15 protein-coding genes are annotated in these 23,989 nt (G+C 45.9%); 5 read left to right on the forward strand and 10 right to left on the reverse strand.

The genetic code is table 11. The features are described from left to right. Positions 1 to 8: 8 nt before the first annotated feature. From AABK40_RS13905 to AABK40_RS13925, 5 genes are read right to left on the reverse strand one after another with little or no spacing between them, the layout of a single operon-like run. On the reverse strand, positions 9 to 1,286 hold the full coding sequence (locus AABK40_RS13905; RefSeq protein WP_338398324.1) for an ABC transporter permease: 1,278 nt from the start codon (positions 1,284 to 1,286) through the stop codon (positions 9 to 11). Continuing rightward, complete coding sequence (locus AABK40_RS13910; protein WP_338398325.1) at positions 1,283 to 2,497, reverse strand: ABC transporter permease; 1,215 nt, start codon at positions 2,495 to 2,497, stop codon at positions 1,283 to 1,285. Before AABK40_RS13910 ends, AABK40_RS13905 begins: the two co-directional genes overlap by 4 nt. Continuing rightward, positions 2,445 to 3,161, reverse strand: coding sequence for an ABC transporter ATP-binding protein (locus tag AABK40_RS13915; protein WP_332921472.1), 717 nt, complete (start codon positions 3,159 to 3,161; stop codon positions 2,445 to 2,447). The genes AABK40_RS13910 and AABK40_RS13915 overlap by 53 nt, the downstream gene beginning before the upstream one ends. A gap of 11 nt (positions 3,162 to 3,172) precedes the next feature. Continuing rightward, complete coding sequence (locus tag AABK40_RS13920) at positions 3,173 to 4,309, reverse strand: hypothetical protein (protein WP_338398326.1); 1,137 nt, start codon at positions 4,307 to 4,309, stop codon at positions 3,173 to 3,175. A 9-nt stretch (positions 4,310 to 4,318) separates the two neighbouring features. Beyond that, positions 4,319 to 4,882 (reverse strand): TetR/AcrR family transcriptional regulator, encoded by a 564-nt coding sequence (locus tag AABK40_RS13925; RefSeq protein ID WP_338398327.1) that lies wholly within the window; start codon positions 4,880 to 4,882, stop codon positions 4,319 to 4,321. A 165-nt stretch (positions 4,883 to 5,047) separates the two neighbouring features. Between AABK40_RS13925 and AABK40_RS13930 the strand changes: the two genes are divergently transcribed. From AABK40_RS13930 to AABK40_RS13945, 4 genes are all read left to right on the forward strand, one after another. Further along, entirely contained in the window at positions 5,048 to 5,737 is a 690-nt protein-coding gene (locus tag AABK40_RS13930) for a hypothetical protein (RefSeq protein ID WP_338398328.1), read from the forward strand. Between the two features lie 87 nt (positions 5,738 to 5,824). Continuing rightward, a complete protein-coding gene (locus AABK40_RS13935) occupies positions 5,825 to 6,784 on the forward strand; it encodes a quinone oxidoreductase family protein (protein WP_338398329.1) in 960 nt (319 codons plus the stop codon). A 226-nt stretch (positions 6,785 to 7,010) separates the two neighbouring features. Then, positions 7,011 to 8,387, forward strand: a complete 1,377-nt coding sequence (locus tag AABK40_RS13940; RefSeq protein ID WP_332921477.1) for an MATE family efflux transporter — start codon at positions 7,011 to 7,013, stop codon at positions 8,385 to 8,387. 296 nt (positions 8,388 to 8,683) lie between these two features. Continuing rightward, the gene (locus AABK40_RS13945; protein WP_338398330.1) at positions 8,684 to 18,760 is read left to right on the forward strand and encodes an Ig-like domain-containing protein; all 10,077 of its coding nucleotides are present in this window, start codon (positions 8,684 to 8,686) and stop codon (positions 18,758 to 18,760) included. A gap of 84 nt (positions 18,761 to 18,844) precedes the next feature. Here AABK40_RS13945 and AABK40_RS13950 read toward each other — a convergent pair whose 3' ends face one another. The 5 genes from AABK40_RS13950 to AABK40_RS13970 form a co-directional block, all read right to left on the reverse strand. Then, positions 18,845 to 20,113, reverse strand: coding sequence for an oxygenase MpaB family protein (locus AABK40_RS13950; RefSeq protein ID WP_332921479.1), 1,269 nt, complete (start codon positions 20,111 to 20,113; stop codon positions 18,845 to 18,847). A gap of 373 nt (positions 20,114 to 20,486) precedes the next feature. Beyond that, positions 20,487 to 21,608 (reverse strand): DEAD/DEAH box helicase, encoded by a 1,122-nt coding sequence (locus AABK40_RS13955; protein WP_332921480.1) that lies wholly within the window; start codon positions 21,606 to 21,608, stop codon positions 20,487 to 20,489. Between the two features lie 130 nt (positions 21,609 to 21,738). Further along, entirely contained in the window at positions 21,739 to 22,713 is a 975-nt protein-coding gene (moaA, locus tag AABK40_RS13960) for a GTP 3',8-cyclase MoaA (RefSeq protein WP_332921481.1), read from the reverse strand. 12 nt (positions 22,714 to 22,725) lie between these two features. After that, on the reverse strand, positions 22,726 to 23,148 hold the full coding sequence (locus AABK40_RS13965) for a molybdenum cofactor biosynthesis protein MoaE (protein ID WP_332921482.1): 423 nt from the start codon (positions 23,146 to 23,148) through the stop codon (positions 22,726 to 22,728). Between the two features lie 51 nt (positions 23,149 to 23,199). After that, entirely contained in the window at positions 23,200 to 23,442 is a 243-nt protein-coding gene (locus AABK40_RS13970) for a MoaD/ThiS family protein (RefSeq protein WP_332921483.1), read from the reverse strand. A gap of 167 nt (positions 23,443 to 23,609) precedes the next feature. On the opposite strand from AABK40_RS13970, the gene AABK40_RS13975 reads away from it, so the two are divergent. Then, positions 23,610 to 23,984, forward strand: coding sequence for a DUF7009 family protein (locus tag AABK40_RS13975; protein WP_338398331.1), 375 nt, complete (start codon positions 23,610 to 23,612; stop codon positions 23,982 to 23,984). Positions 23,985 to 23,989 lie beyond the last annotated feature (5 nt).

Below are 23,989 nucleotides of genomic sequence, written 5' to 3' on the forward strand. Positions count from 1 at the left end.
ATGATCGGTTAAACGCCTAATTCATTGAATAATTGAGAGGTCTGTCTTTTGAAGATGCCACGCCCCGACAATACCGCGCCGAGGAATGTAGCGCATACGCCAGGAATAAACCCGACATAAAACAAGCTTGGGGTAATTTCTGCCCGAATAACATTGGAGATCATCAGGTTGGTGCTTGAGGCATTGGTGGTGTAAGCGGTGGTATCGATCCCCACTTCCTGCAAATAATAAACCACCGCAAGGCCGAGCACGGTGCCCAGCAATGAGCCCACAAAGCCCACCATAAACGATTCACTGAGCAAACTCTTGTAGATGCTCTTTTTGCTTTCCCCAAGGGCGATACGGATGCCAAATTCCTGGTAGCGGCGAAGCCCTCCGAGAAGGCCCGTGTTCCAGAGGACAATCGACATGGCAATGATGAAGAGAATATTGATGCCACTGCCGTATTCTTCCGCCATGCTGATGAGCTTCTGGAGGTTGTTTTGCTCTCCGAGGGTCATCATGATCGGCGCATACTCATCGGCAGGGTCCACCTGCGCATTGAACTGATCCCTGACCTGTTCGGTCATTTCACGGTTATAAATATCGTTTGGCAGGTAGCCGAAAATCTCTGGGGAAGCATCCCGCATGTCAAGGATTTGCTGTGCATCCTTCAGGTCGATAATGAAAGTCTGATTATCCAGCGACACGGTACCAAAAGAGATGGTGCCTGCCACGGTCAGGTTCTGAAAGCTCATCGCCCCGTCCATTGTTGCACCAAAAAAGGTTACCTGATCTCCAATTTTCAGCTGAAGGCGCGCCATCAGACCATCGCCCATCAGAATCTCAAAAGGCTTGGTGGGGTAGTGCCCTTCCACGATAGAGGAGGCAATGTTCAGCCGTTCGGCATCATGACTTCCCTTGCGGAGATCGAGGGCCATCGCATTGCCTGTTCCTTGCGCACGGGTCTGCCCCTGGGCATCGGGAACATCAAGCATCCCCCCAAAATTAATCCTCGGAACAAAGTCCATATCAGGAAATTGCTGATGTAACTTGTCGAGGGTTTCCTGCAGGTCTAAAATCGATAAATCAATCGGTTTCTGACTGATTTCCTGCTGATAGGCTTTGGTGACCACTTTCACGTGGCCTGTGGAAAATCGGGCACTCTGGCTGATCATCCCGCCCATAGCCCCAACAATATAGCCACTGAAAACCACCGAAAGGATGACGCCCAGTGCCACGACAATCACAGGAAGTAAGCTCCTGCTTTTATCTCTTATGAGTCCTTTGAATAAAAACTTGATCATGATTTTTTTCCTTTAAGTGCATCAACAGGGTTCATGGTAGCGATTTTCCTTACGGGCAAATAGCTTACAATGCAGGCCAGCCCCACCACCACAAGGAAGGTGGTCAATAGCAGGCTTGCCGAAACATACGGATAGACCTTTTCGCCCATGGTAATGCCCATCTCGTAGGTCATTTCTTCTTTCCCGAAGGCAATCCCTTCCTTGGCGAAATACTGAAAAATAGGGTAGCTGTACAGGCTTCCCACGATACAGGCCAAAACGGCATACATGATCCCTTCGAGGGTAAATAGGGCCGTAACCCGCTTTCGGGTAAAGCCAAGGGCGATATACGTACCGATTTCTTTTTGTCTTTTAAAGACGGAAAATACCTGTGCGTCGAAAATGGCAATCAGGGCAATGGCCAGTAAAATGATATAGCTGAAAGCGGAGGTGCTTTTTTCCTGCTCAATCATCTGGTAAGTGTCTGCCAGCAGTTCGTCCTGAGATTTATAATGCCATTTTTGGTCGGTTTCGGGCTGATACTGCGCATTGGCCACCTGGTAGGTCGCGTGGTTTTGCAGCCCCGTAAGCGTCCACAGTTTACGGATCGGCACCCAAATTTGGCCGATATCCACTGTGGGTACGTCGGTATCAAATATTCCTGCAATGGTAATGTACTGGGCATCGAAAGCCCCATTTTTATCTTTCCAGCGCATCAGCATGCGGTCGCCAACTTTAAGGTTGTTGGTGTTGGCCATATACCGCCCGATGAGTGCGGGGATGTTGGCATCGCTTTTTGCCAGCACCTCAGTAGGAATGCTCAAGGTTTGCTGTTGCACATCAATACCCTTGATAACCACTGGAAGCATCCGCTGCTTGGGGTAAATATTCCCCTGCTGTAATAGTATCGGCGTAAGGTTGGGGTTGGGCGTAAGTGGGCCATGCCCCTGCTGAAGGCTGAAGGGGTCCTGCGGGTCGTATTTCGGGTGAACCACCTGCCCGTGCCCAAATGCCCAGGCGATATTTTCCCCGACGGCCTGCTGTTGCCAGCCATCCATAATACCGTTGAGCAATAAAATGACCACAAAGGCGAAGGAGAGGATCCCGACATTCAGCCAGGTACGTAAGCCTGCGCCTATGATATTGCGATAGGCGAGCTTGATGTTGAGCGAAAATTGATCAAACAGGTTTTGCATCGGCTTCTTTGATTTCGTCTTTGATGATCGTTCCATCTTCAAGCTGTATCACCCGCTCAAGGTATTGAATCACCTTGCTGTCGTGGGAGGAAAACAGGAATGTGATGCCCAGCTCCCGATTGAGCTTGCGCAAAATTTCCATGATGTTGTAGGCATTGGCGGAATCCAGGTTGGCCGTAGGCTCATCGGCAAGCACAATGGCGGGTTTCTTGACAATCGACCGGGCTATGGCTACCCGCTGCGCTTCCCCCCCAGAAATCTGGGCAGGTTTTTTTTGTGCTTTATCGGCCAGCCCCACCCATTCAAGGGCTTCCATGACCATCCGTTTTCGTGTTTTGGAAGAGATCTTCTGAAGCAAGAGCGGAAATTCTACATTTTCATAAATGGTATAGATGGGCAACAGGTTGTAGCTCTGAAAGATGAAGCCGATCAGTTGATTGCGCAGGTCGGCGGTTTGCTGATCATTTTTTTCCGAAAGCTTTTCGTCTTCCAGGTACACCTCCCCACTGGTGGGTAAATCAAGGGCGCCAATAAGGTTGAGCAGGGTGGTTTTCCCTGAACCGCTTGGGCCAATGAGTCCAGCGAATTCGCCTTTTTCAATTTCAAGATGGATATTTTTCAGTGCCTCGAAGGAAGTGTCGCCTACGGGGAATACTTTTCCGACGCCCTGTACTGAGATTAAAAATTTGTTCTTCTCCATAAAAGTTGAATTTAGTGATTATAAACAAGCATCAGTCGAGCACCCCATCCTGCCGACATCTGATTGAAGTCGTTGGTGGGAATATTGCTGCGGACGTCAGGATTATAGTAAACCATCATGTAGGCCGATAGCCTACGGAAGTTATGTTGAAAGTTCATGAAATAGGCCGTTTGCTGACTTTCCCAAAGGTGATAGACCATAAAGGAAATATTGTCGTCGAATGTCAGGGGGTAGTTGGTTTGCAGGGCGGTGGTATTCATGATTTCCCGAGGGCCGCCAAAGGTTGGGTCTTGCGCATAGGCAGAAAGCAAATGCTCGCCGCCAACATAGAGGCCATTGCCAATGCCGAGGGTGTAATCAAGGCCGACATCGAGGAGCCCCTGATTTTTGAAGGGTGCCAGTTCCTCCTGCACAAAATCGCTTTGGGTGTAGGTGGCCTCGAACCACAAACCGATGCCGAGGTCCCATTTTCCATCGAGGCCAATTTTATTCTCAGGCCCCTGAATGAGGTTGTTTTCCTGAAGTTCATCGTCGTAGAGACTTTTATGATGAAAGCTGACCGCCAGTTCCCCTTTGGCGGTCGGGTACTGAAATCGGCCACCATATTCTGGGGCTTTTCGGTCGGTTTTAAACAGGTCGGTGCCACGGCGGTTTTCATTGCCATAAAGGCCCCAAAGCCAGATATTGGCGTTGTTCTGAAAATAATATCTTCCCAAAAGTGCATACACCCCATCCGTTAATCCGAGGGGATCACGGGGGTCGATGCCATTGAACCATTGCATTGGCCGCAACATACTCGAAGAACCAAAATCAATCTTTTGCAAACCCAGTCGGATTTCAAGATTATCATGGGAATAGCGCGCCCAGAATCGGTAGGGGCTGACTTGTCCTTCGTAATAGGGGCGCTCTCCCACGTATTTCATGGAGCCGTAAATATTGGCAGAAACATTGATCGTGAAAGCCGAAGCACTATCCAGCATATGCCGATATTCCAGCTCAGGCAAGTAGCGTGCGCCACTCCAAAGCTGATGATCTTCTTTGGGCGTATAATTGGTGAAACCCATGGCCATACCATTGAAATTCAGCTCTTGGGCCTGGGCGCTCAAGCTGAATAGCAACAGGATAAAGACGGTATAGGTGATTTTCATGATGATGGATTATTTTTGACCACCAGCAATTCCGAAAAATAAAAACTCGGTAGTCGCTTTGGTCATCTGTTGGATGTCGGTAAAAAGTTGTTGGTAGGCGGGGTCGTCAGCAAGTTTCGATATATACTGTATCAGGTAAATGATCTGATGGGGATTGAAATCCTCTTTAATGGCCCCTTCCTGCTTACCCTTTTCCAGGTCTTCAATAAATTGCTGATATTGTTTTTGGCTGTGCTGCTGAATTATTGGGGCTATTTGCGCATTCTTCATGACCTCCTCATAAAAGAGGCTGCTCAGCCCTTCGGTTTTTTGCATTTTAAGAAGAAGAATTTGTTCTAACTTCTCTCCGAAGGGGATGTCTTCCGTCATGACTTGAAGGTATTCCGCAAAGCTGCTTTCGAGAATATCTTCCATCACCGCACGGGCAAGATCTTCCTTGTCTTTAAAGAGGCGGTAGAAGGTCATTTTACTGACCCCTGCATCTTCATAAATACTTTTGATGCTTGGTTTTTGCATGCCCTGACGATAAAATATAGCCTGGGCAGCAATCAGAATTTTATCTTTAGCCTTCATATTAGCACTTAATTATGTGACCAATGTAGGTAAAAAATTAATAAAAGGTAACATTTTGAGCCGAATTTTTCTTTTTATGAAATCTTTATCCTTTTTCATTACATGGCGTTTAATAGGAGGAAGCTGATCGGTTGATCAGCATATTGATAACCTAATGACGGAATTATGAAAATAGTATGGAGCCTGATGTTGAGCTTTCTTCTGCTGCTCAGTACGACTGTTTTTGCGCAAAACGCAGACATCAAAGCGAAGCTTGAACAGTATCATTTTAATAGTGAAAGCCTCACGGAGAATTTAAAAGATGCGGATGCTAAACATTCTTTTGAATTGAAAAATATTAATACTGCGGGTGATAAAAAAACAGTCACCATTTCTTCTTTTGATCATACCAAACCTGTAGGGAGCAAATGGCAGTTAATGTCTATTGATGGTAGGGAGCCGACAAAAAAAGAGATAAAAAAGTTTAATAAAGAACATAATACAAAACAAGCGGAAATCAACGGGAAAGTAGATGATGATTCCTATAAAATCCTGGAGGATAATGAAGATTTTTTAGTGCTCGGGTTTCGTTATGACCGTTCCTCCTTACCTAAAAAATACGCTTTTTTGGGCGATTGTCAAGGAAAAGCCTATTTGAGTAAGGCAAGTAAGCAACTGGAAAAGGCGACGTTCAATAATTTGAAGGACCTGAAAATTAGTATCATCAAAGTAAAAAAACTATTGATGATCGTTGATTATGGCCAAGGTAAAAATGGGATCGGTTATTTGATTCAGGATTCAAAATCCAATATTACAGCTAAATTATTAGGCCAGGAAGTAAAGATGATGGATGAAAATTATTATACTTACAAATAGTAGGTTTTATTAATTTTGACTAAATTATTGCGATAATTATAGATCGTTATTCGTGATCCAACTTCAACCTAACACCATAATATGAACATGAATGCATTGACCTTTTCTTCTTTTGGTGACGCGGAGGTCTTGGAATATATAGAGGTCCCCAAGCCTAAAATTGCCAAAGGAGAGGTCTTGATCCAAATGAAAGCGATTGGGCTTAACTTTGCGGATATCTACCGACGCAAGGGGCATTATCACCTGAAAGGTGAACCCCCTTATATTGCGGGTTATGAAGGCGCAGGGCAGGTGGTGGAAAGTAAATCCTCCCAACTGAATGTGGGCGATAAGGTGGCTTTTGCGGATGTACCTTTTGCCAATGCTGAATTTGTGATGGCACACGAAGACCATGTGATCATTCTTGAAGACCATGTGCCATATCAGTTGGCTGCTTCCTTGCTGTTGCAGGGCATGACGGCCCATTACCTTTGCCACGACAGCCATTTGATACAACCCAAAGAGGTGGTGGTGATTCATGCCGCCGCGGGTGGTGTTGGTCAGCTTCTTCTACAGATGTGTAAAATGAGAGGCGCAACCGTTATTGGTTTGAGCCGCTCAGCAATGAAGCTCGAAAAAATTAAGGAACTTGGCGCAGACCATGCCTTACTACTGACCGACAAGTGGGCGCAAGATGTGCTCCATATTACGGAAGGGGAAGGCGTAGATGTGGTTTACGATAGTATTGGTGCAACGCTCAACGACAGTATTGCGGTAACCAAAGAGAAGGGGACAATTGTGTTTTATGGCATGAGCGGTGGAGATCCTGCCCAGGTTGATCCCCGAGTTTTAATGGATGGCAGTAAAAAGCTGGTCGGAGGTGATTTGTGGAGCTACCTGAAAACTTCCCAGGATCGAGCCTTCAGGGCACACCGATTATTTCAGTGGATTTTTGATGCTAAACTTGTTGTGGCGCCCCCTGAAGTTTTTGAACTGGAGGAAGGCGAACAGGCGCATGAATTTCTGGAAAGTGGGAAGTCTGAGGGGAAAGTGTTGCTTGTTCCGTAGCTCAAATCCGAGTGATGAAAGTGGGGGGAATGGCCATCTCTACTGATTAATATAAAATCATTTGTTATTATTTGACGATCGTGTTTGATTTTTCAAATCAAGAAAAAAAGACTGCACCTAAAATGCGGTCTTTTTTTTGTTCCCTAAGCATTCAAGTATCATATTTGCAGCCATTTTAAAAAATAGGAGGAGAAATCGTCTCCTGAAAAATATTCAAACGGAATAAATGGCAAAACTTACCGAAGGGAAAATACTGCAAAGTATTGTGAAATTGGGGCTTCCTATTATGGGGGCATCCTTTGTGCAGATGGCTTACAACATGGCGGATATGGCCTGGTTGGGTCATGTAAACAGTGAAACCGTAGCCGCAGTGGGCGTTTCATTGTTTTTTATCTGGTTTTTCAACTCCTTGTTGATGACCACCAAAATCGGTGCGGAGGTGACCGTTTCTCAGGCCGAAGGCGCCAAAGATTATGAAACCTCCAATCGGTCCGCTTTTACGGCATGGTCCTTAGGGGTGATACTTTCAGTGGTGGCATCTGTCATCGTTTATATATTTGCACCGAAATTACTGGCGCTGTTTAATTTCGACAAGCCTGAAGTTGCCCAGATCGGAACCACCTATTTGCGATGGTGTGCGCTGGGCTTCGTCTTTGCTTTTGGCAACCCCACACTTTCTGGTGTATTGAATGGCAAGGGCAATAGCCGCGTGCCATTTGTGCTGATCAGTATAGGATTGGTACTGAATATTATCCTTGATCCTTTGATGATATTCGGCTATGGATTTGTACCTGCAATGGGTGCTAAAGGTGCGGCAATTGCCACCGTTTTAACACAGGTATTGGTATTTGCCGGTTTCATCTTTTATTATCTGAAGCACGAGATTCAGCATCATGCTTTCTGGAAATTTGACTTTCAGATTGCCAAGCGCATCTTTAAAGTCGGAGGGCCTGCAGCAGTTCAGAATGCCCTGTTCTCGGTTTTTTCGATGGTTTTGGCGCGCATTGTCGCGGTATATGGTGCCGACGCCGTTGCCGTTCAGAGTATCGGTATTCAAATTGAAGCCCTTTCCTGGATGACCGCCCTTGGGATTTCCACGGCCTTATCTTCTTTTGTTGGGCAGAATTTTGGCGCACAGAAACACGACCGTATTCGCAAAGGGGTGAAATATTCGCTCTTGGTGATGAGTGCGTTCGGCATTTTCATCTCGGTGCTGTTTATGTTTGGCGGAAGTAACATTTATAAAATATTCATTGGTGAAGCGGCCGCTCAGTTGCTTGGCGGTAAATACCTGTTCATCCTTGGGGTATCACAGTTATTTATGATCTATGAGATTACGGGTTCAGGCTTGTTTTATGGCTTGGGGAAAAGTCAAATTCCTTCCGTAGTCGGGATCGTATTTACAGGTCTTCGGATTCCGTTGGCGTTGTTTTTAGCACATCAGATGGACATGGGCGTTTATGGCGTTTGGTGGAGTGTCAGTATTTCATCCTTTGTAAAAGGGACTGTTATTCTTGGGCTGACCGTTCGAATGCTGAAAAAAATGAAGCATCAGGAGCAGGAAAGCATCGATGTGGAATTGCCTGAAGTTGCGCTAAGCTAATCAACAGACGAACAAAAAGAACAAATGAATCCTCTGCCTCAGGCAGGGGATTTTTTTTGCCTAATACTGAATATCGAAAGCAATGACATGAATTTGTGTTGGAAATGGAGATTAGATTTATATCGAAAAAAATCTTTTTTACCGTCTATTTCATCTCTTTACTTGTATAGTGCAATTAATAATTAATAATTGTCATTTAAAAAGGTAGGGATTAAACGGCTCAGATTTGATGGCATATTGTTTGAATAGGGGCTCTTTATACATTAAATACTGATATTCAGTTGTTTCAATAGCCAATGACTCCAGTTAATCATGATTTTAAGGTAAGATGTAAATATTTTCAGCTTACTTTCGTACTATTTCTTTTACTGTTAGGTGCAGCCTTTAAAGTGAAGGCGCAGGAGAGTAACATTCATTACATCCCTCCTTTTTTCTGTGAAAAAACTGTCGATGGGCATTCCTATGACCATTTTTTGAAAGGGCACAACAGAAACCTTAAAATTCAGGCAGATATCAATGAGCATTTCGCCATTCTTTCGACCAATCAGCAGGAAGAAATGGAAGTCTCGATGAGCATCTTTGAAAATGGGGTGTTGCGCCCTGTAAAAACATTCACCATTTCAGAATCGAACCCTGCACGGATAAAACTGGCAGATTATAATAGCAGCAGTCGTTCTCACAACAAGGTCAATATTTCCTCCATTTTTGGAGACCAGAAAGCCTCCTTTACCATAGGCAGTGGCGCGGAAGGAGTGAATAAAGAGCTCAAGATTAAGGATGTGCTTTTGGTGAATGAAAAGCAGCTCCTCGGGCAGCGCATTTCAGGTGGTGGCCTGGTATTTAAATCCCTCAATCCACTTAAAAGTTTCTTTGTCAATATTACGCATTTGAGTAATCCGCAAGCAGGAATTTTAACCTCCAAAGGGGAGTTTGCGGCAGGAACGGACTTTTACACCGGTAATATGGTCTGTAGTGCCACCAACGATTCCCGACGGAATGATTTTATCTCCATTCTCGCTTTGGAAGACGCTACACAGGTGACCATTTCAAATAAAAATGGCTTTGACTTCTACAACCCCAAAACACGAAAATATGATTTGCTTGGCAGCAGCCATCAGAAAACGATTGTCCTGAACAAAGGGGACAGCTATGTGCTGGGCTATCACTTTGGAGATGCTTCAGACAAGGATCGTTTTGCGAACCGCAAAGTGCCGGATATTAACGCTATTATTGGGACGCACCTGCATACCAATGGGCGAAAGATTGTGGTGAATGCAGGGGCCTGGTGTGGTGGTGGTGGCAAAAATTATGGCCACGATATCGGGATGGATCAGTTGGTGCCGACAAATTTGGTGGGGAACTCCTACATTATTGCGCGTGGACCAAGTGGCAGCCAATGGCCAGAAATTGAACAAGTGTTGGTGGTGGCCACCAAAGACCACAGTAGCATTTCGGTGAATGGACATCAGGTAAGGGAGACAAAGGATGCTGGGCAATATTGGATCATCAAGAATAAAGATTATAAATCCAATGGCGGCGGGGAGAAATACATGTACATTTCTTCTGACGATCCCATTTATGTATATCAGACCACGGCAGGATCCGACGACCATAGGGTTGGTAGAAATACGCCGGGAATGTTTTTGGTACCCAGACTGAATTGTAATGGGGCTCATGAGGTCAGTATTTCTTACGCCAACACCCTTGGCCGACCGGAATTGAGGGTTATTGCACTGACGGATAAAATTTCCTATCAGATTGACGGTGGGGAAGTTCACCGCCTGAGCAATGCAACACAAGTGAAAGAGGGAGCACAGGAGGAAACGCTGCCCAGTGGAAAGGTGGTGAAGAAGCCCTGGTATGTTTTTAAACTTCGTGGTATTGATAAGGCATCGGGCATCCACGTCTGGGCTGATGACAAAGACAGCCCTGTGAATGTGGCCCTGACCATTCATGATTCCAGTATTGGTGCCGGAGGTTTTTATTCTGGCTTTGGAACCGTCCCTTATACCAACCTGAGTGCTGGTGTGGATACTCAAGGGGTACAGGCCAAAAATGCGAGTGTGTTGATTAAGGATGCGGTCAAGGATTACGATTATCAGTGGTATAAAGACGGGCAGTTGATGTCTGATTTCTCTGGGAAAAACAAGGCGAAGTTACCGCTGAAAACACCCGGAGAGTATGTTGTTGTGGCCAAAACCACCTGTGGCAGCCGTACTTATCCTTCCAAGGCGGTGCGGGTGATGCCCAATTTGAAGCTTGATATGGACACTGTTCATGTCAATGAAAAAGATGGTATGGTGAAGCTTGTGTTAAAGCGACTTCAGGACTCCCAAAAGGACATTACTTTTGATTATGCGTTACTGAACCAAACCACCACTAAAGACCAGGACATTGTCCTTAACACTACCGCTACGGGACTGATAAGGCCACAAGATCATGAATTCCCGATCAGTCTTAAACTGATCGATGATGACCAGAACGAAGATCAGGAGCAGGCTTTTCTGAAAATATACAATATCAAAAATGCCGTTACTGGCATTGCCAATGGGACGGTGATCTTTCCGATTATCATAGATGATGACGACCCTGAGCCTTCGCTGGTGGTTTCATCAAATACCTTTGAACCTGTCGAGGGGCAAAACGACCGTGTGGTGGTGAATTTTGACCTCAGCAATGGGAAATCAGGGTTTTCAGGCTCTTCAAAACCCATCAGTTTTCATTATCATTTAGCACCTGCCGGGGCGCATCCTGCCAATGCCACCGATTACCAAATGGGGGCGAATCAGCCTGCTGAGGCAACGGTAAAATTTGCCCCGGGGGAAACGCATAAATCGATCTCTTTTGCCATTAAGGATGATCAGTTGGCAGAGCTTGATGAGGGCCTGGAACTGACGGTCGGTTCGGCAACCCATGTCAAAGGAATCAAAAAAGAGGGGACAACAGGGGAGCGCGATCAGCTGACGATCCCGATCACGATCAAAGACAATGATCAGGCGAAAATCTTTCTTTCCGCCTTGCCGGTAACTGAGGGCGACCCAGTGAAATTTCATGGGCAGGTGATGATCAACGGCGCCGAGGGGCAAAGTCAGGAACCCATCACGTTTCAGTATTACCTCAAAGGAGGTTCGGCGGAAATGGCCACAGACCTGAATGCCCCAAAAGATGGAGCGCACGATTTTGTGGGCTCTTCAGCAGTAAAAACTTTTACGGTAAAACCGTTTACAAAATCTTTTGAACTCACCACTTGTCCTACTTTGAAGGATCGGGTGAAAGAATCTGCAGAAGTATTTTCTTTGTTTGCAGACCATTACAAACAGGCAGATGCCGCCAACTCTACGCATCAGGTAGATGCGGTGATCAACGATAAAGACGCCAAGGCAGATTTGGTGGTCGCTTCTATGCCCATTGTCGAGGGGGATAATCTGGTATTTCATGTGCACCTGACAAAATCTCTGGGGGCGAATCTGAGCCTCAACTATGAGCTCAAGCCCGTCTCGCAGGGCAATGTGCTGAATCTTTTTCCTTCGGGGAATGCCACTCATTTAAAAGGAACGCTGTTGTTCAAAAAAAATCAGGTGGAAAAAGTCATCAGTATTCCTACTGCTGATAACAATATCGTGAATGGGAACCATCGGGTACAGCTTCATTTTCATGCGCAGGTTTCGGATATCTTCAATCCGAAGAATACTGTTTTCTCGCAGAACATCCTTGATAATGATGTTACGCCAGTGGCAAAAAATGACCAGTTTACTTTTGCGGAAAGTGATGCGGGAGCCCAGTACAATGGCGATGTAAGTGCCAATGATCTCGGTAAAACCACCACGCCGCGTTTTACGGTCAGTGCTTCAGACATTGACCGCATGAACCAGCACGGTAAGTTTACCTTCCACCCTGACGGGACTTTTGAATTCAGCCCTTTTAAAGATTATTATGGGGTTCAGAAGTTTGGCTATGCCCTGCATACCAATGTCGGTACGGTACATGCCACGGCGGTGCTGGAAATCACCAATGTGAACGATATGCCTGCGGTACGAAGCGAACAATTTTCAATCAATGAAGGGCAAAAGACGATCAAAAGTTTTGTTGCCTCTGGGCTTGGCGATGGGGGCATTCATTTTGAAATAACGAACCCTCCAGTGCACGGACAAGTAAAAATCCTTGACGCTCAGCGGGGGGAATATCAGTATATTGCAAATCAGGATGGTTTTGGTGATGACCCTTTTCAGTTCACCGTGAAAGATCGGGATGGCGACCTTGCCGAAGGGACGATCACGATGAAAATCGCCTATGTGAATAATCATCCTCCGCATGCCAATGATGATCAGGTAACGATCAATACCAACGATGAAGCAACGGTAGATGTGCTGGCCAACGATACTGATGCTGATGGGCAGGCGAAATTGAATAGTGGTGCCTCGCAAATTACCCAGCAGCCTCAGCATGGAAAGGCCGATTTTGACCTAAAATCTAATCAGGTAATTTATGTTCCTGAGCAGGGTTTCGCAGGGGTGGATCATTTCACTTATCGATTTATGGATGCCCTCGATGCGCAAAAAACGTCTTTCTATTCCAATGAAGCGACCGTAACGGTCAGGGTGAAAGATGTGGAGCCTCCAATGATTAATGCCCAGGATACAACGATTTATATTGGGCATAAAAAGGACGTTCATATAGTTTCAAAGGGTATTTTAATTTCGGCTTCGGATAATAGCAAAGGCCAGGTTGGTGTTCAATTCAGCCAGGAATTATTTCAGGGGATTGGTGATTTTCCATTGCTGATCACTGCGACAGATCCTTCGGGGAACCGATCGAAATATGCGGTAACAGTTCATGTGAAGGACCAGACAGCCCCTGTATTTACACCACTGAAAAAATCAGCGGTAGTAGTCAATATTGATGCGCAGGGGCATGGGGTGTTGGCCTTGTCGGATTTGTATGATACCGTCGTGGATAATGTCGATCCGAAACCTACCGTTCGTGTTTTTTCTGGAAAGCTGACTTTTGGATCCCTCGATTTGGTTCATCCGCATCAGGAAATCCAGCTTGAAGCAGTAGATCAGTCGGGAAATCAGGCCATTTTGAAAGTGCCTGTGGAGGTCAAAGATCATATTGCTCCTGTTGTAAAAACAAAGAATATTACCATTAAGCTGAATCAGCAACACAAAGCCCAAATTACGCCTGAGCAAATCAACAACGGCAGTTTTGATAATAGTGGGATTGCTCCCGAGCTGTCCCTTGACCGCCATCAGTTTACAGCAAAAGATGCAGACCTTCAATTGGTATTCCTGACCGCCAAAGATGGTTCGGGCAATGTCGCTCACCAGCCTGCAAAGGTACGGATTGTCGATGAGCATGCCCCAAACCCCTATGCAAAGGACCTTCTCGAAGCCCATTTGAATACCTGGAGTAGTTGGGGGGAAATGGCCAAGCCGATGGTGGTCGCTTTGAACCCCGAAGGGAAGGCCGTGCTTGAAATGTCGCAGGTAAAAAATACGCTGGGCCAACCGGAAAAGGTAAAGACTTTAGCGGTCAATCAGCAGGTATTTGCACATACGGGTGAGTTTCCTGTGGTTTTCACGATCAACGATTCTGTGAAGGTGAAATCCACCGTTGCAGTGGTCGATTATCAGTCGCCACAATTGAAGCTCAATGGCGCAACCGTTTACCTCAATCAGGCGGGAGAGGCCAAGGTTTCACCTGCGGAAATGTCGCAGCTTTTTGCGGGTACAACCGATAACAGCCAGGGGCCTTTAACTTACAGTATTGGGCAGCAGATTTTTCATACTGCGGGAACCTTCAAGGTGAAAGCCGCTGCGAAGGACGCTTTTGGTAATGTGGCCAGTGGAGAAAGCGTCATCACGGTGATTGATAGTATCGCTCCGAAGGTAAGTTTGAAAAACAATGTCACCGTTTACCTTAATGCGGAAGGGAATGTGAGCATTAGCCCTGCGCAATTAATTGATAAAATATCGGATAATGGTGGAGGGATTGCTGAAAAAGTGCTCAGCCGCGATTATTTTAATGGGCAACAGTTGGGGAATCAGCCAATAGCATTGACCGCCATTGACTATGCGGGAAATAAGGTGAGCCTTGCCACGACCGTGCATGTGGTGGATAATTTGCCCCCTGTGGTGGAAGCGCACCCGCTGACATTAACACTTGACAGTTTCGGTAAAGTTGAACTTACTCAGCAGGTGATTCAGCACCAATTGGTATCAGCCAAGGACAATGCGCATGGGCCGCTGAATTATACTGTGAATCAAACGGCATTTAATGAGGTCGGCACTTTTCCTGTGACCGTGCAGGTGAAAGATGCCTCCAATAACATCACTTCAGTAAATACAAAAATAACGATTCAAGATAATATCGCACCCGCCTTAAAGGTGAATCCTCAAACGCTTCAGCTTAATCAGACAGGTGAAGCGGAGATCTCTCCAGTGGTATTGGCGCAGCTGTTCAAAGGGACTTTTGATAACAGCCAGACGCCGATGACTTATCATGTGGATCAGGTGAAATTTAAAGCCCCAGGGCAGTATAATGTTCTCGCCTCGGCAATTGATGTTTCTGGAAATGAAAGTAGCAAGAATGTATTAATTACCGTTCAGGATACTCTTTCCCCTGAAATCCAAACAGTGAATCATCAGGTGGTGAGCGAAGTTATTTCAGGTCAGTCGCCTGTGGTAGCCTACCCAGTGGTTGATCAGAAAAGTCAGTTGGTGCTTCCTTTGGGAAGTGATGGTAAAGTGGAGTTGTCACCTGCTTTGCTTCAGCGTTTATATGCAGGCAGCAGCGACAACAGCAGTCAGGCGATTGATTTTACCGCAGGCATGAAAACCTTTACGGAGGTTGGGACTTACGTTACACAGCTCACGGCGACGGATTTATCGCAGAACAGCAAGACGATAGAACTGAATGTCCGGGTAGTCGATACACTGAAACCTACTTTGGTGCTCAACCCTGTACACCTTACTTTGGGTACTGACGGCAAGGCGGTTTTGACAGCGGAACAATTGGACCTGATGTTTAAAGGAACGACCGACAACTGTGGCAAAGTAGCATGGGAAGTAGATCAGCAGCAGTTTGGTGGCGTAGGCGATTTCAAAGTGAAGGTAACGGCGGTCGATCTTTCCAATAATGTAGTGAGCGGGACGGCGATAGTAACGGTGCTGGATCATTCGGCGCCTGAAATCCAAACGGTGAATCATCAGGTGGTGAGCGAAGTTATTTCAGGTCAGTCGCCTGTGGTAGCCTACCCAGTGGTTGATCAGAAAAGTCAGTTGGTGCTTCCTTTGGGAAGTGATGGCAAAGTGGAGTTGTCACCTGCTTTGCTTCAGCGTTTATATGCAGGCAGCAGCGACAATAGCAGTCAGGCGATTGATTTTACCGCAGGCATCAAAACATTTACGGAGGTTGGGACTTACGTTACACAGCTCACGGCGACGGATTTATCGCAGAACAGTAAGACGATAGAACTGAATGTTCGGGTAGTCGATACACTGAAACCTACTTTGGTGCTTAACCCTGTACACCTTACTTTGGGTACTGATGGCAAGGCGGTTTTGACAGCGGAACAATTGGACCTGATGTTTAAAGGAACGACCGACAACTGTGGCAAAGTAGCATGGAAAGTGGATCAGCAACAGTTTGGTGGCGTAGGCGATTTCAAAGTGAAGGCAACAGCGGTCGATCTTTCCAATAATGTAGTGAGCGGGACGGCGATAGTAACGGTGCTGGATCATTCGGCTCCTGAAATCCAAACGGTGAATCATCAGGTGGTGAGCGAAGTTATTTCAGGTCAGTCGCCTGTGGTAGCCTACCCAGTGGTTGATCAGAAAAGTCAGTTGGTGCTTCCTTTGGGAAGTGATGGCAAAGTGGAATTGTCACCGGCTTTGCTTCAGCGTTTATATGCAGGCAGCAGCGACAACAGCAGTCAGGCGATTGATTTTACCGCAGGCATTAAAACCTTTACGGAGGTTGGGACTTACGTTACACAGCTCACGGCGACGGATTTATCGCAGAACAGCAAGACGATAGAACTGAATGTTCGGGTAGTCGATACACTGAAACCTACTTTGGTGCTGAACCCTGTACACCTTACTTTGGGTACTGATGGCAAGGCGGTTTTGACAGCGGAACAGTTGGACTTGATGTTTAAAGGAACGACCGACAACTGTGGCAAAGTAGCATGGAAAGTAGATCAGCAGCAGTTTGGTGGCGTAGGCGATTTCAAAGTGAAGGCAACAGCGGTCGATCTTTCCAATAATGTAGTGAGCGGCACGGCGATAGTAACGGTGCTGGATCATTCGGCGCCTGAAATCCAAACGGTGAATCATCAGGTGGCTCATGTGGTGTTGCCTGGAGGCGCAAAAGTGATGGCTCAGCCTGTGGTGAATGCGACTTCGAGTATGACCATAACGCTGGAGCATGCCGACAGTATTGCCATGACACCACAAGTTTGGCAGACGGTCTATGCGGGCACGAAAGACAATGGTGGCAAAGTGTTTTTCCCCAATCCCAAGGTGTTTCTTGTTCCTGGGGTTCATCATATTCACTTATTTGCCTCAGACAGTTCGGGTAACATCAGTGCGATATTTTCCAATGTTACTGTGATTGATCACCATACAGTGCCAATTTTAAAGACGCAGCCAGTTTCCATAGCGCTTGATGCACAGGGAGTCGCACATATTTCACCTTTGGTGTTATCAAAAATAGTGGCAGGAAGCCAGGATAATAAAGGAGGGCAACTGACCTATAAGCTATCGGAAAAACAATTCAGAACGATGGGTACGCACCAGGTGATGGTCGAGGGCACTGATGCGCAGGGCAATACGGCAAAGGCGGCTGCGGAAGTAAGGGTGGTCGATACTATGGCGCCATTCCTTCACACGAAAAGCATTTTCGCCTATCTGAATTCAGCAGGAATCGCAAGGATTACCGCCGAGCAATGTGATAACGGAACGGACGACAACGCTCCGCAAAAACCTGCGCTTTCTGTGAGTAAAACCCATTTCCAAACCAAGGATCTTGGAGAACAGTGGGTCAGTTTTTCTGCCGAAGACAGCAGCAAAAATGTGGCTTCGGAAATGGTAAAAGTAACGGTACTCGACACTATCGCGCCGATGGTTTTAACCAAGCCTGCAAGGATTATTTTGCGGGAAGATGGAACGGCGCAACTAAGTATTGATCAGGTGGATCGGGGATGTATAGATAACGATGGTTTTAGACCGCTGCTGTCCCTGGATCAAAATACCTTTCATGCGGTTGGTACTTATTCAGTAACCCTTTCAGCAGTAGATCAAAGCGGGAACATTGCCGCTGCAAAGGCGAAAGTCAAGGTGGTGGATCCTGTGGCTCCACGGCTGAAGGTGAAAAATATCATTGTGGCATTGAATGAAAAAGGCGAGGTGAATATTTCAGCAAATGATATTGATGATGGTGTGGTGGATAATGCTGATGGTGCGCCTTTTTTGGCATTGGATAAATCTCACTTTTCAGGACAAAACCTGGGTGTCAATGTGGTTGTGCTGACCGCCATTGATGCGAGTGCCAACATCAGTAAATCTACCGTCAGTGTAACGGTGATTGATACGCTTGCGCCAACGGCAATTGCGAAAGATACTTTACTGGTGCTTGATGATCATGGAATGGCGAAGCTGAGTGCTACCATGGTGGACGGGGGTTCACATGATAACTGTATGATTAAGGCACGTGAGCTTGATCAGTATAAATTCACCGCCAAGGATGTTCATGCGCATACCCATCAGTTGACCGTTACCGACCAAAGTGAAAATAGAGGAAGGGCGAAGTTTACCGTAACGGTGATCGATCCGAAGGCGGTATTGCGAATCAAGGACTTCCCTGAGCAGATTATGAATGGTCAGCATTTGGTGAACTTACCAGACCTCAGGGGTACGGTGGAGGTGATTTCTCAGGATATTCCGCAGGGGACACATTTAGTTCAGCAGGCTACAAAAGGGAGTCTTGTGATGGCAAAAAATGGCACGGTGAAGGTAGTGTTCAAATTAATGGACGATAAATCTGGGCAGATTTATGGCACAGTGGAAGGGCTGTACCCTGTGCGTTACAGCGCGCAGGCGAGTCAGAAAGCATTGCTACTGCCCAATATGATTACGCCGAATAATGATGGGGTGAATGACACGTTCAAAATTCCGCATTTGGATGAAATTGAGCGGGTGAGCCTTGAAGTTTATGACCGTTCCGGAAAGTTAGTCTATAAAAATGCAGATTATCACAACGAGTGGGGTGGTACTCGCAGAGGACTGGGGCAAAAGACGGAGACTTTTTATTATAAGGTGACCATCGTTAACCATAAGCCACAGTCGGGATTTGTACATGTGGTGAAAGGATAACATCGATGCCCAGCAGGGTAAAATCAATCAGCAAGAAATTAAAAAGCCGACGCCATAAGGGGTCGGCTTTTTTTGGCGGAAAGCTTAAATGCCGTTGTCGCGTTTAAAAATGCCAATATATTTTTTGGTGAATGGCACATGAACGGCCGTGATTTTTTGCCATTCCTGAAAGTTCGCATATTCTTTCTGCCAGGGCCTGTAAAGGGTAGGGGGCAGATTAAATGCCACCTTTTTATGATCGTTGTAATAATTCAGCAGCCCTTGTAAAAACTGATTGGAGAACGCCCTGACCGTCGCATTCAGTTTGGTGCGGTGCTCCATGGCATTTTCAAAATGGCTCATCGAGGCCCGCAGAATGTCGGGGACTTTTTCATCAAACTTACTCTTATTAACCTGTAAATCGATGAGGGTGCTGAGTTCATCACCAATAAGGTAGTTGATCAATACCGCAGGGATATCGTCGAAGATATTGCCAGGGGTAACTTCTTCCATAAAGCTGACCAGGGTGGCTGTCAGCACCTTCCCCGCTTCAGATTCCCGCCGCTGATCCTGAATGATACTGATGCCCATATGGCTTCCTGACTTGAAGTTTTTGAAGATCAGTTCTTCGTCTACACCCATCAGCCTGCCGACAATCTGCCATACATAAATATAGCTCTCGATTTCCTCTTCGGTAGGCTTGATACCAATTTGCATTAATCCCTGAAGGGGGAAAACGGAAAAGGAAAGCAGGGTGCCCGCCATATCCTGTTGATTGATCGGCTGACCAAGTTTTTCAGCGTCCCAATGCTTTGGGGCATGATGGAGATGGTGGCGAACGGTGGCATGCATCAGACGTACCTTTTGGATGTTTCTGAGCGCTTTTCCTTTTGACCGGAAACCTTCTTCAGTGAAAATATCCAGGACAAATTGGGCGGTTTCCATTAATCGACGGACAAAGGGGCGAAGGTTGGCGCCTTCTTCTTCCAGTCGGCCTGTACGGTGGAGCACCTCGGCGCCATAGCCACAGGCATAGGTAGCAGGCAGGGATTTTAACAGCAGCAAGGCTGAAAGCATGGTGCCATATTGCTGGAAGAAGGATTCCGCTTTATAGACTTTATTCATGTCAATATCGGCAGGAAGTTCATCCCATTTCTCAAAATAGTCTTTGAGATAGGACGGAATGGTTTCGTCGAAATGATAATGATTGGCTTTCAGCTTTTCGAAAAGTGCATTGGTTTCTTCGAAAGGGTTGCCCTGGGCATTGGCGATAATTAAAGCAATGGTTTCGTCGGCTAAAGGGTCGGTCATCTGCCGATATTGTTTCCAGTCCCAGCCTTGGCATTTTTTTTCAGGCACTTGTGCACTTATCATAATTTGAAAGAAGTAGGTTGATGATTAATATTAAAAATATGCAATAAAGCTGGGATATGTAATTATTTTCCCATAAAAATGATGTAATAAATCAAAGTAATTCAACGAAAAATAGCGAGTGTTCGATTTGCTGATGATTTGAGCAGTGGTTTTGGCCTTCCTGCTTTGCGAAGTTGGGGCTCATAGATGAGAGGAATGGTCACACAGGAGGCTGATCAGCTGTAATGCACAAAAAAAGCCTCATGGAAAATATCCATGAGGCTAAAATATGATGAGGGTAAATATCCTCAGCAGTGGTGCTGATTTTCCCTGTCACCGGGCACGTGTTACGCCATAGCGTTATACATCGTTAGGCACCCGGATGGGAAAAAGTTTATTTACCTTTTGATTCACTCAGTTTAATGTTCAGTTCTCGGGCGATACCTTCTAAACGGTGAAGTTCGTTTGGAAGAATCAACGACAACGACAACCCTTTGCGTCCTGCACGACCTGTACGACCTGCGCGGTGGGTGTAAAATTCCATTTTTTCTGGCAATTGGAAGTGTACCACATAAGCCAAATCATGGACATCAATACCACGGGCAAAAATGTCGGTAGCCACCAAAATTTGAAGTCGGTTCTTACGGAAGGCACGCATCACCTTATCGCGCTCAGGCTGATTCATATCCCCCTCAATGGCTTCAGTAGCATAGCCAAACTCTTTCAGCTTTTCGGTAAGTTCGCGAACGGCCATTTTCGTTTTACAGAAAATCACCCCACGGTCTTGCCCTTGTCGGCCCATAAAGTCTGTCAGCATTTTGAATTTATCAGCGTGCTTATTGTAGAGTTTATACTTATGGTTAATGTCTTTATTCACGCGGTTTTCGCTGTCAATCTCTACACGAATAACCTCTGGGCTCATGAATTTTTTAACCAAAATCTCGATTTCACGAGGCATGGTTGCAGAGAACAACCACGTATCCTTTGCTGAAGGAACATACTGAAGGATTTCATCAATTTCTTTTTTGAAACCCATGCTCAGCATTTCGTCAGCCTCATCGAGTACGACAGTTTTCACCTGACGTAAATCTATCGCGTTACGGTCGATCAAGTCTTTCAAACGGCCAGGAGTCGCCACAACAATATGCGTTTGGCGCTTCAGGTTATCCATTTGTTTGGCGATAGGGAAACCACCATACACGGCCTCAGTGAAAATCTTTTCACTGTACTTGGTGTATCGGAAAATTTGTTTGGCAATTTGTTGACACAACTCACGTGTAGGTGCCAAGATTAGCCCTTGTGCCTTGCGGCCCTTCGGGTTGATACGTTCCAAAAGTGGCAAACCGAATGCTGCGGTTTTTCCGGTACCCGTTTGTGCCAATCCTACAAAATCATGGCCTGCTTCCATCAGCAGGGGAATGGTTTGTTCTTGAATTGGGGTAGGGCGTTTAATATTAATATCGGTTAGGCCTTGAATGAAGGCATCTCTGATTCCTAAATCTGCGAATGTGCTCAATTTGTCTTTTTTAAATTTGTTGGCGCAAAGATAGTTATTTTTAGCCGCTTATGTTGCATAATTGTTAAAAACAACGGTGATTATTCGGTCAACGGAAGGGATTTCTGAGGAGTGGGACTTAAATTGATATTTATCCTCCAATGATTGACATGGAGTCGTGGCCGGAAGAGCGGTTTTCTGCCTCAAATCCATTTTTCGCTTTTTTGCTGACAATCTGCTGAAAATAAGCAAGGAGGTCCGCATCAGTGGCGCCACTTCGCATCAGGTCCTTAATATTATAGCCTTTTCCCGCATAGAGGCAGTTTCTGATTTCCCCCTGGGCAGTCATGCGCAGGCGGTCACAGGAGCCACAGAAGGTACGGCTGTGTGCAGGGATAATCCCAATTTTCCCCTGCCAGCCTTCAATGGAATATTTCTGGGCCGTACTTTCAAAAATATCAGCCACCAAGGGCGCCTGAAGTTCTGCTTCAAGAAAATCCTTGATATTTTGATGGGTCCACAGTCTGGCTTCCTGATGCTCTTCCCCGCCATTAAAAGGCATTTCTTCGATGAAGCGAACATCGATAGGTTTTTTTTGTGCCAGGCGTGCCAATGCGGGAAGTTCAAATTTATTCTTTTCCCCCATCACCACGGTATTAATCTTCACCTTGAAGCCCATTTTTGTGGCCAGTTCCAGGGTGTTCAATACTTCCTTTAGGCCTTTTCTGCGTGTAATTTCGAGGAATTTTTCTTCAGAAAGGCAGTCCAGCGAAAGGTTCAGGTCGGTGATGCCGAGCGTCTTCAGTTCTTCAAGGTATTGCGCCGTCAGGAGTCCGTTGGAGGTGATGCCAATGTTTTTCAACCCCTTGATTTTGGTCAGTTCCCTGAGGAAAAATAGGAGCTCTTTGCGTACAAAAGGCTCGCCTCCAGTGATTCTGATTTTTTCCACACCTTCCTTCACCAAAATGGTACACAGGCGGAGCATTTCCTCATAGGTGAGTAAATTTTTGTGGGCAATGAATTTGATGCCCTCTTCGGGCATGCAATAATAACACCTCAGGTTACATCGATCGGTAACGGAAAGGCGGAGGTATTTTATGGGGCGACCGAATTTATCTATCAGCATTCAATTAGTATTTTAAGGATGTGCGCTTACCCACACATGGCCGTTCTGCAAGGCTTCTTTCTTCCATATCGGAACGGTCTTTTTCAGTTCATCAATCACATATTCGCAGGCTTCAAAGCCCTGCTTTCGGTGGGGCGTAGCCACTGCAATGACTACCGCGAGGTCGCCAATGGTTTTTTCGCCCAAAGCATGATGAATGCTTAGTTTATAAACGTCAAAAAGGGACAGGGTTCTTTCTGCGATTTTCTGTAATTCCTTGATGGCCATGGGTTCATAAGCCTCGAAGGTGAGTTTGCAAACCTGTTCTCCATTATTATGATTGCGTACTTTGCCAATAAAAACATTATTGGCGCCACACCGCTCATCTTGTATAAAATCGGTGAGTTCTTCAACGACCAGTTGTTCTTTAAGCTGTATGTCGATTTGGTGGATCATTCCGTTTTGGTTCCGTTTGAAATTGAAAGTGCTTTGAGCTGCCCCATGCGCCTATCCGCCAGCAACAGGAGGGATCAGGGCGATTTCATCCTGCGCCTGAATTTTCTGATCGTCGGTGGCATATTGCTGATTAACACTGATGGCCAGGGACTGCAATTTTTTCATTGCGGGGTATTCCTCCTTAAGCTGCGCTTTTAAGGTACCGACATCCGTAGCCTCCGTTTTGAAAATCAGTGGTGAACAGCCCACTATTTCTCTTGTAATTCCAAAAGTGAGAATGCGTAGTTCTATCATTTTGCTAAGGTAATCAAAACTGTTTTTTAATTTCTTATTATCCCTATTAATAAGCATTTTTCAAACAAAAAGGGTGTCGTTGATGAACTTTTTGGTTGAATTCGGGGATCATTTCTCTTATTTTTCTACCTTACTGCTTATACTAATCATTCCTCAATTAAAAAATAATGAAGGTCAGACTAAGGAACAATACGGTGCGTTTGCGCTTGGATCAAAAGGATATTGCGGAATTAAAATCTGCAGGGCAGGTAGTAATGACCACCCCATTTATTCAAGGGAAACTGACATGGACGATTTGTGGGTCAGATGAACAACAATCATTCGCAGCGGTATTGCAGGGGCAGCAGGTAACGATTCAGGTGCCCAACGCGACACTTCAGCAATGGATCTCCACCGAACAGGTAGGCATCGAAGGGGAGGTTGCTACGGAAGATGAAGCCTCCTTGAAGTTGCTCATTGAAAAAGATTTTAAATGTCTTACTGCCCGTGATGAGGATGAGTCCAATGCTTTTCCGAATCCGTTGGATAGCCATCAGTGTTAAAAAAA

This window comes from Persicobacter psychrovividus (assembly GCF_036492425.1).
In the GTDB taxonomy this organism is placed as follows: Bacteria; Bacteroidota; Bacteroidia; order Cytophagales; family Cyclobacteriaceae; genus Persicobacter; species Persicobacter psychrovividus.

Bases quoted from the DNA above. Each gene is read 5' to 3' on its own strand.
- AABK40_RS13905 (WP_338398324.1), bottom strand. From the start codon at position 1,286: ATGATCAAGTTTTTATTCAAAGGACTCATAAGAGATAAAAGCAGGAGC.
- AABK40_RS13910 (WP_338398325.1), bottom strand. From the start codon at position 2,497: ATGGAACGATCATCAAAGACGAAATCAAAGAAGCCGATGCAAAACCTG.
- AABK40_RS13915 (WP_332921472.1), bottom strand. From the start codon at position 3,161: ATGGAGAAGAACAAATTTTTAATCTCAGTACAGGGCGTCGGAAAAGTA.
- AABK40_RS13920 (WP_338398326.1), bottom strand. From the start codon at position 4,309: ATGAAAATCACCTATACCGTCTTTATCCTGTTGCTATTCAGCTTGAGC.
- AABK40_RS13925 (WP_338398327.1), bottom strand. From the start codon at position 4,882: ATGAAGGCTAAAGATAAAATTCTGATTGCTGCCCAGGCTATATTTTAT.
- AABK40_RS13930 (WP_338398328.1), top strand. From the start codon at position 5,048: ATGAAAATAGTATGGAGCCTGATGTTGAGCTTTCTTCTGCTGCTCAGT.
- AABK40_RS13935 (WP_338398329.1), top strand. From the start codon at position 5,825: ATGAATGCATTGACCTTTTCTTCTTTTGGTGACGCGGAGGTCTTGGAA.
- AABK40_RS13940 (WP_332921477.1), top strand. From the start codon at position 7,011: ATGGCAAAACTTACCGAAGGGAAAATACTGCAAAGTATTGTGAAATTG.
- AABK40_RS13945 (WP_338398330.1), top strand. From the start codon at position 8,684: ATGACTCCAGTTAATCATGATTTTAAGGTAAGATGTAAATATTTTCAG.
- AABK40_RS13950 (WP_332921479.1), bottom strand. From the start codon at position 20,113: ATGATAAGTGCACAAGTGCCTGAAAAAAAATGCCAAGGCTGGGACTGG.
- moaA (WP_332921481.1), bottom strand. From the start codon at position 22,713: ATGCTGATAGATAAATTCGGTCGCCCCATAAAATACCTCCGCCTTTCC.
- AABK40_RS13965 (WP_332921482.1), bottom strand. From the start codon at position 23,148: ATGATCCACCAAATCGACATACAGCTTAAAGAACAACTGGTCGTTGAA.
- AABK40_RS13970 (WP_332921483.1), bottom strand. From the start codon at position 23,442: ATGATAGAACTACGCATTCTCACTTTTGGAATTACAAGAGAAATAGTG.
- AABK40_RS13975 (WP_338398331.1), top strand. From the start codon at position 23,610: ATGAAGGTCAGACTAAGGAACAATACGGTGCGTTTGCGCTTGGATCAA.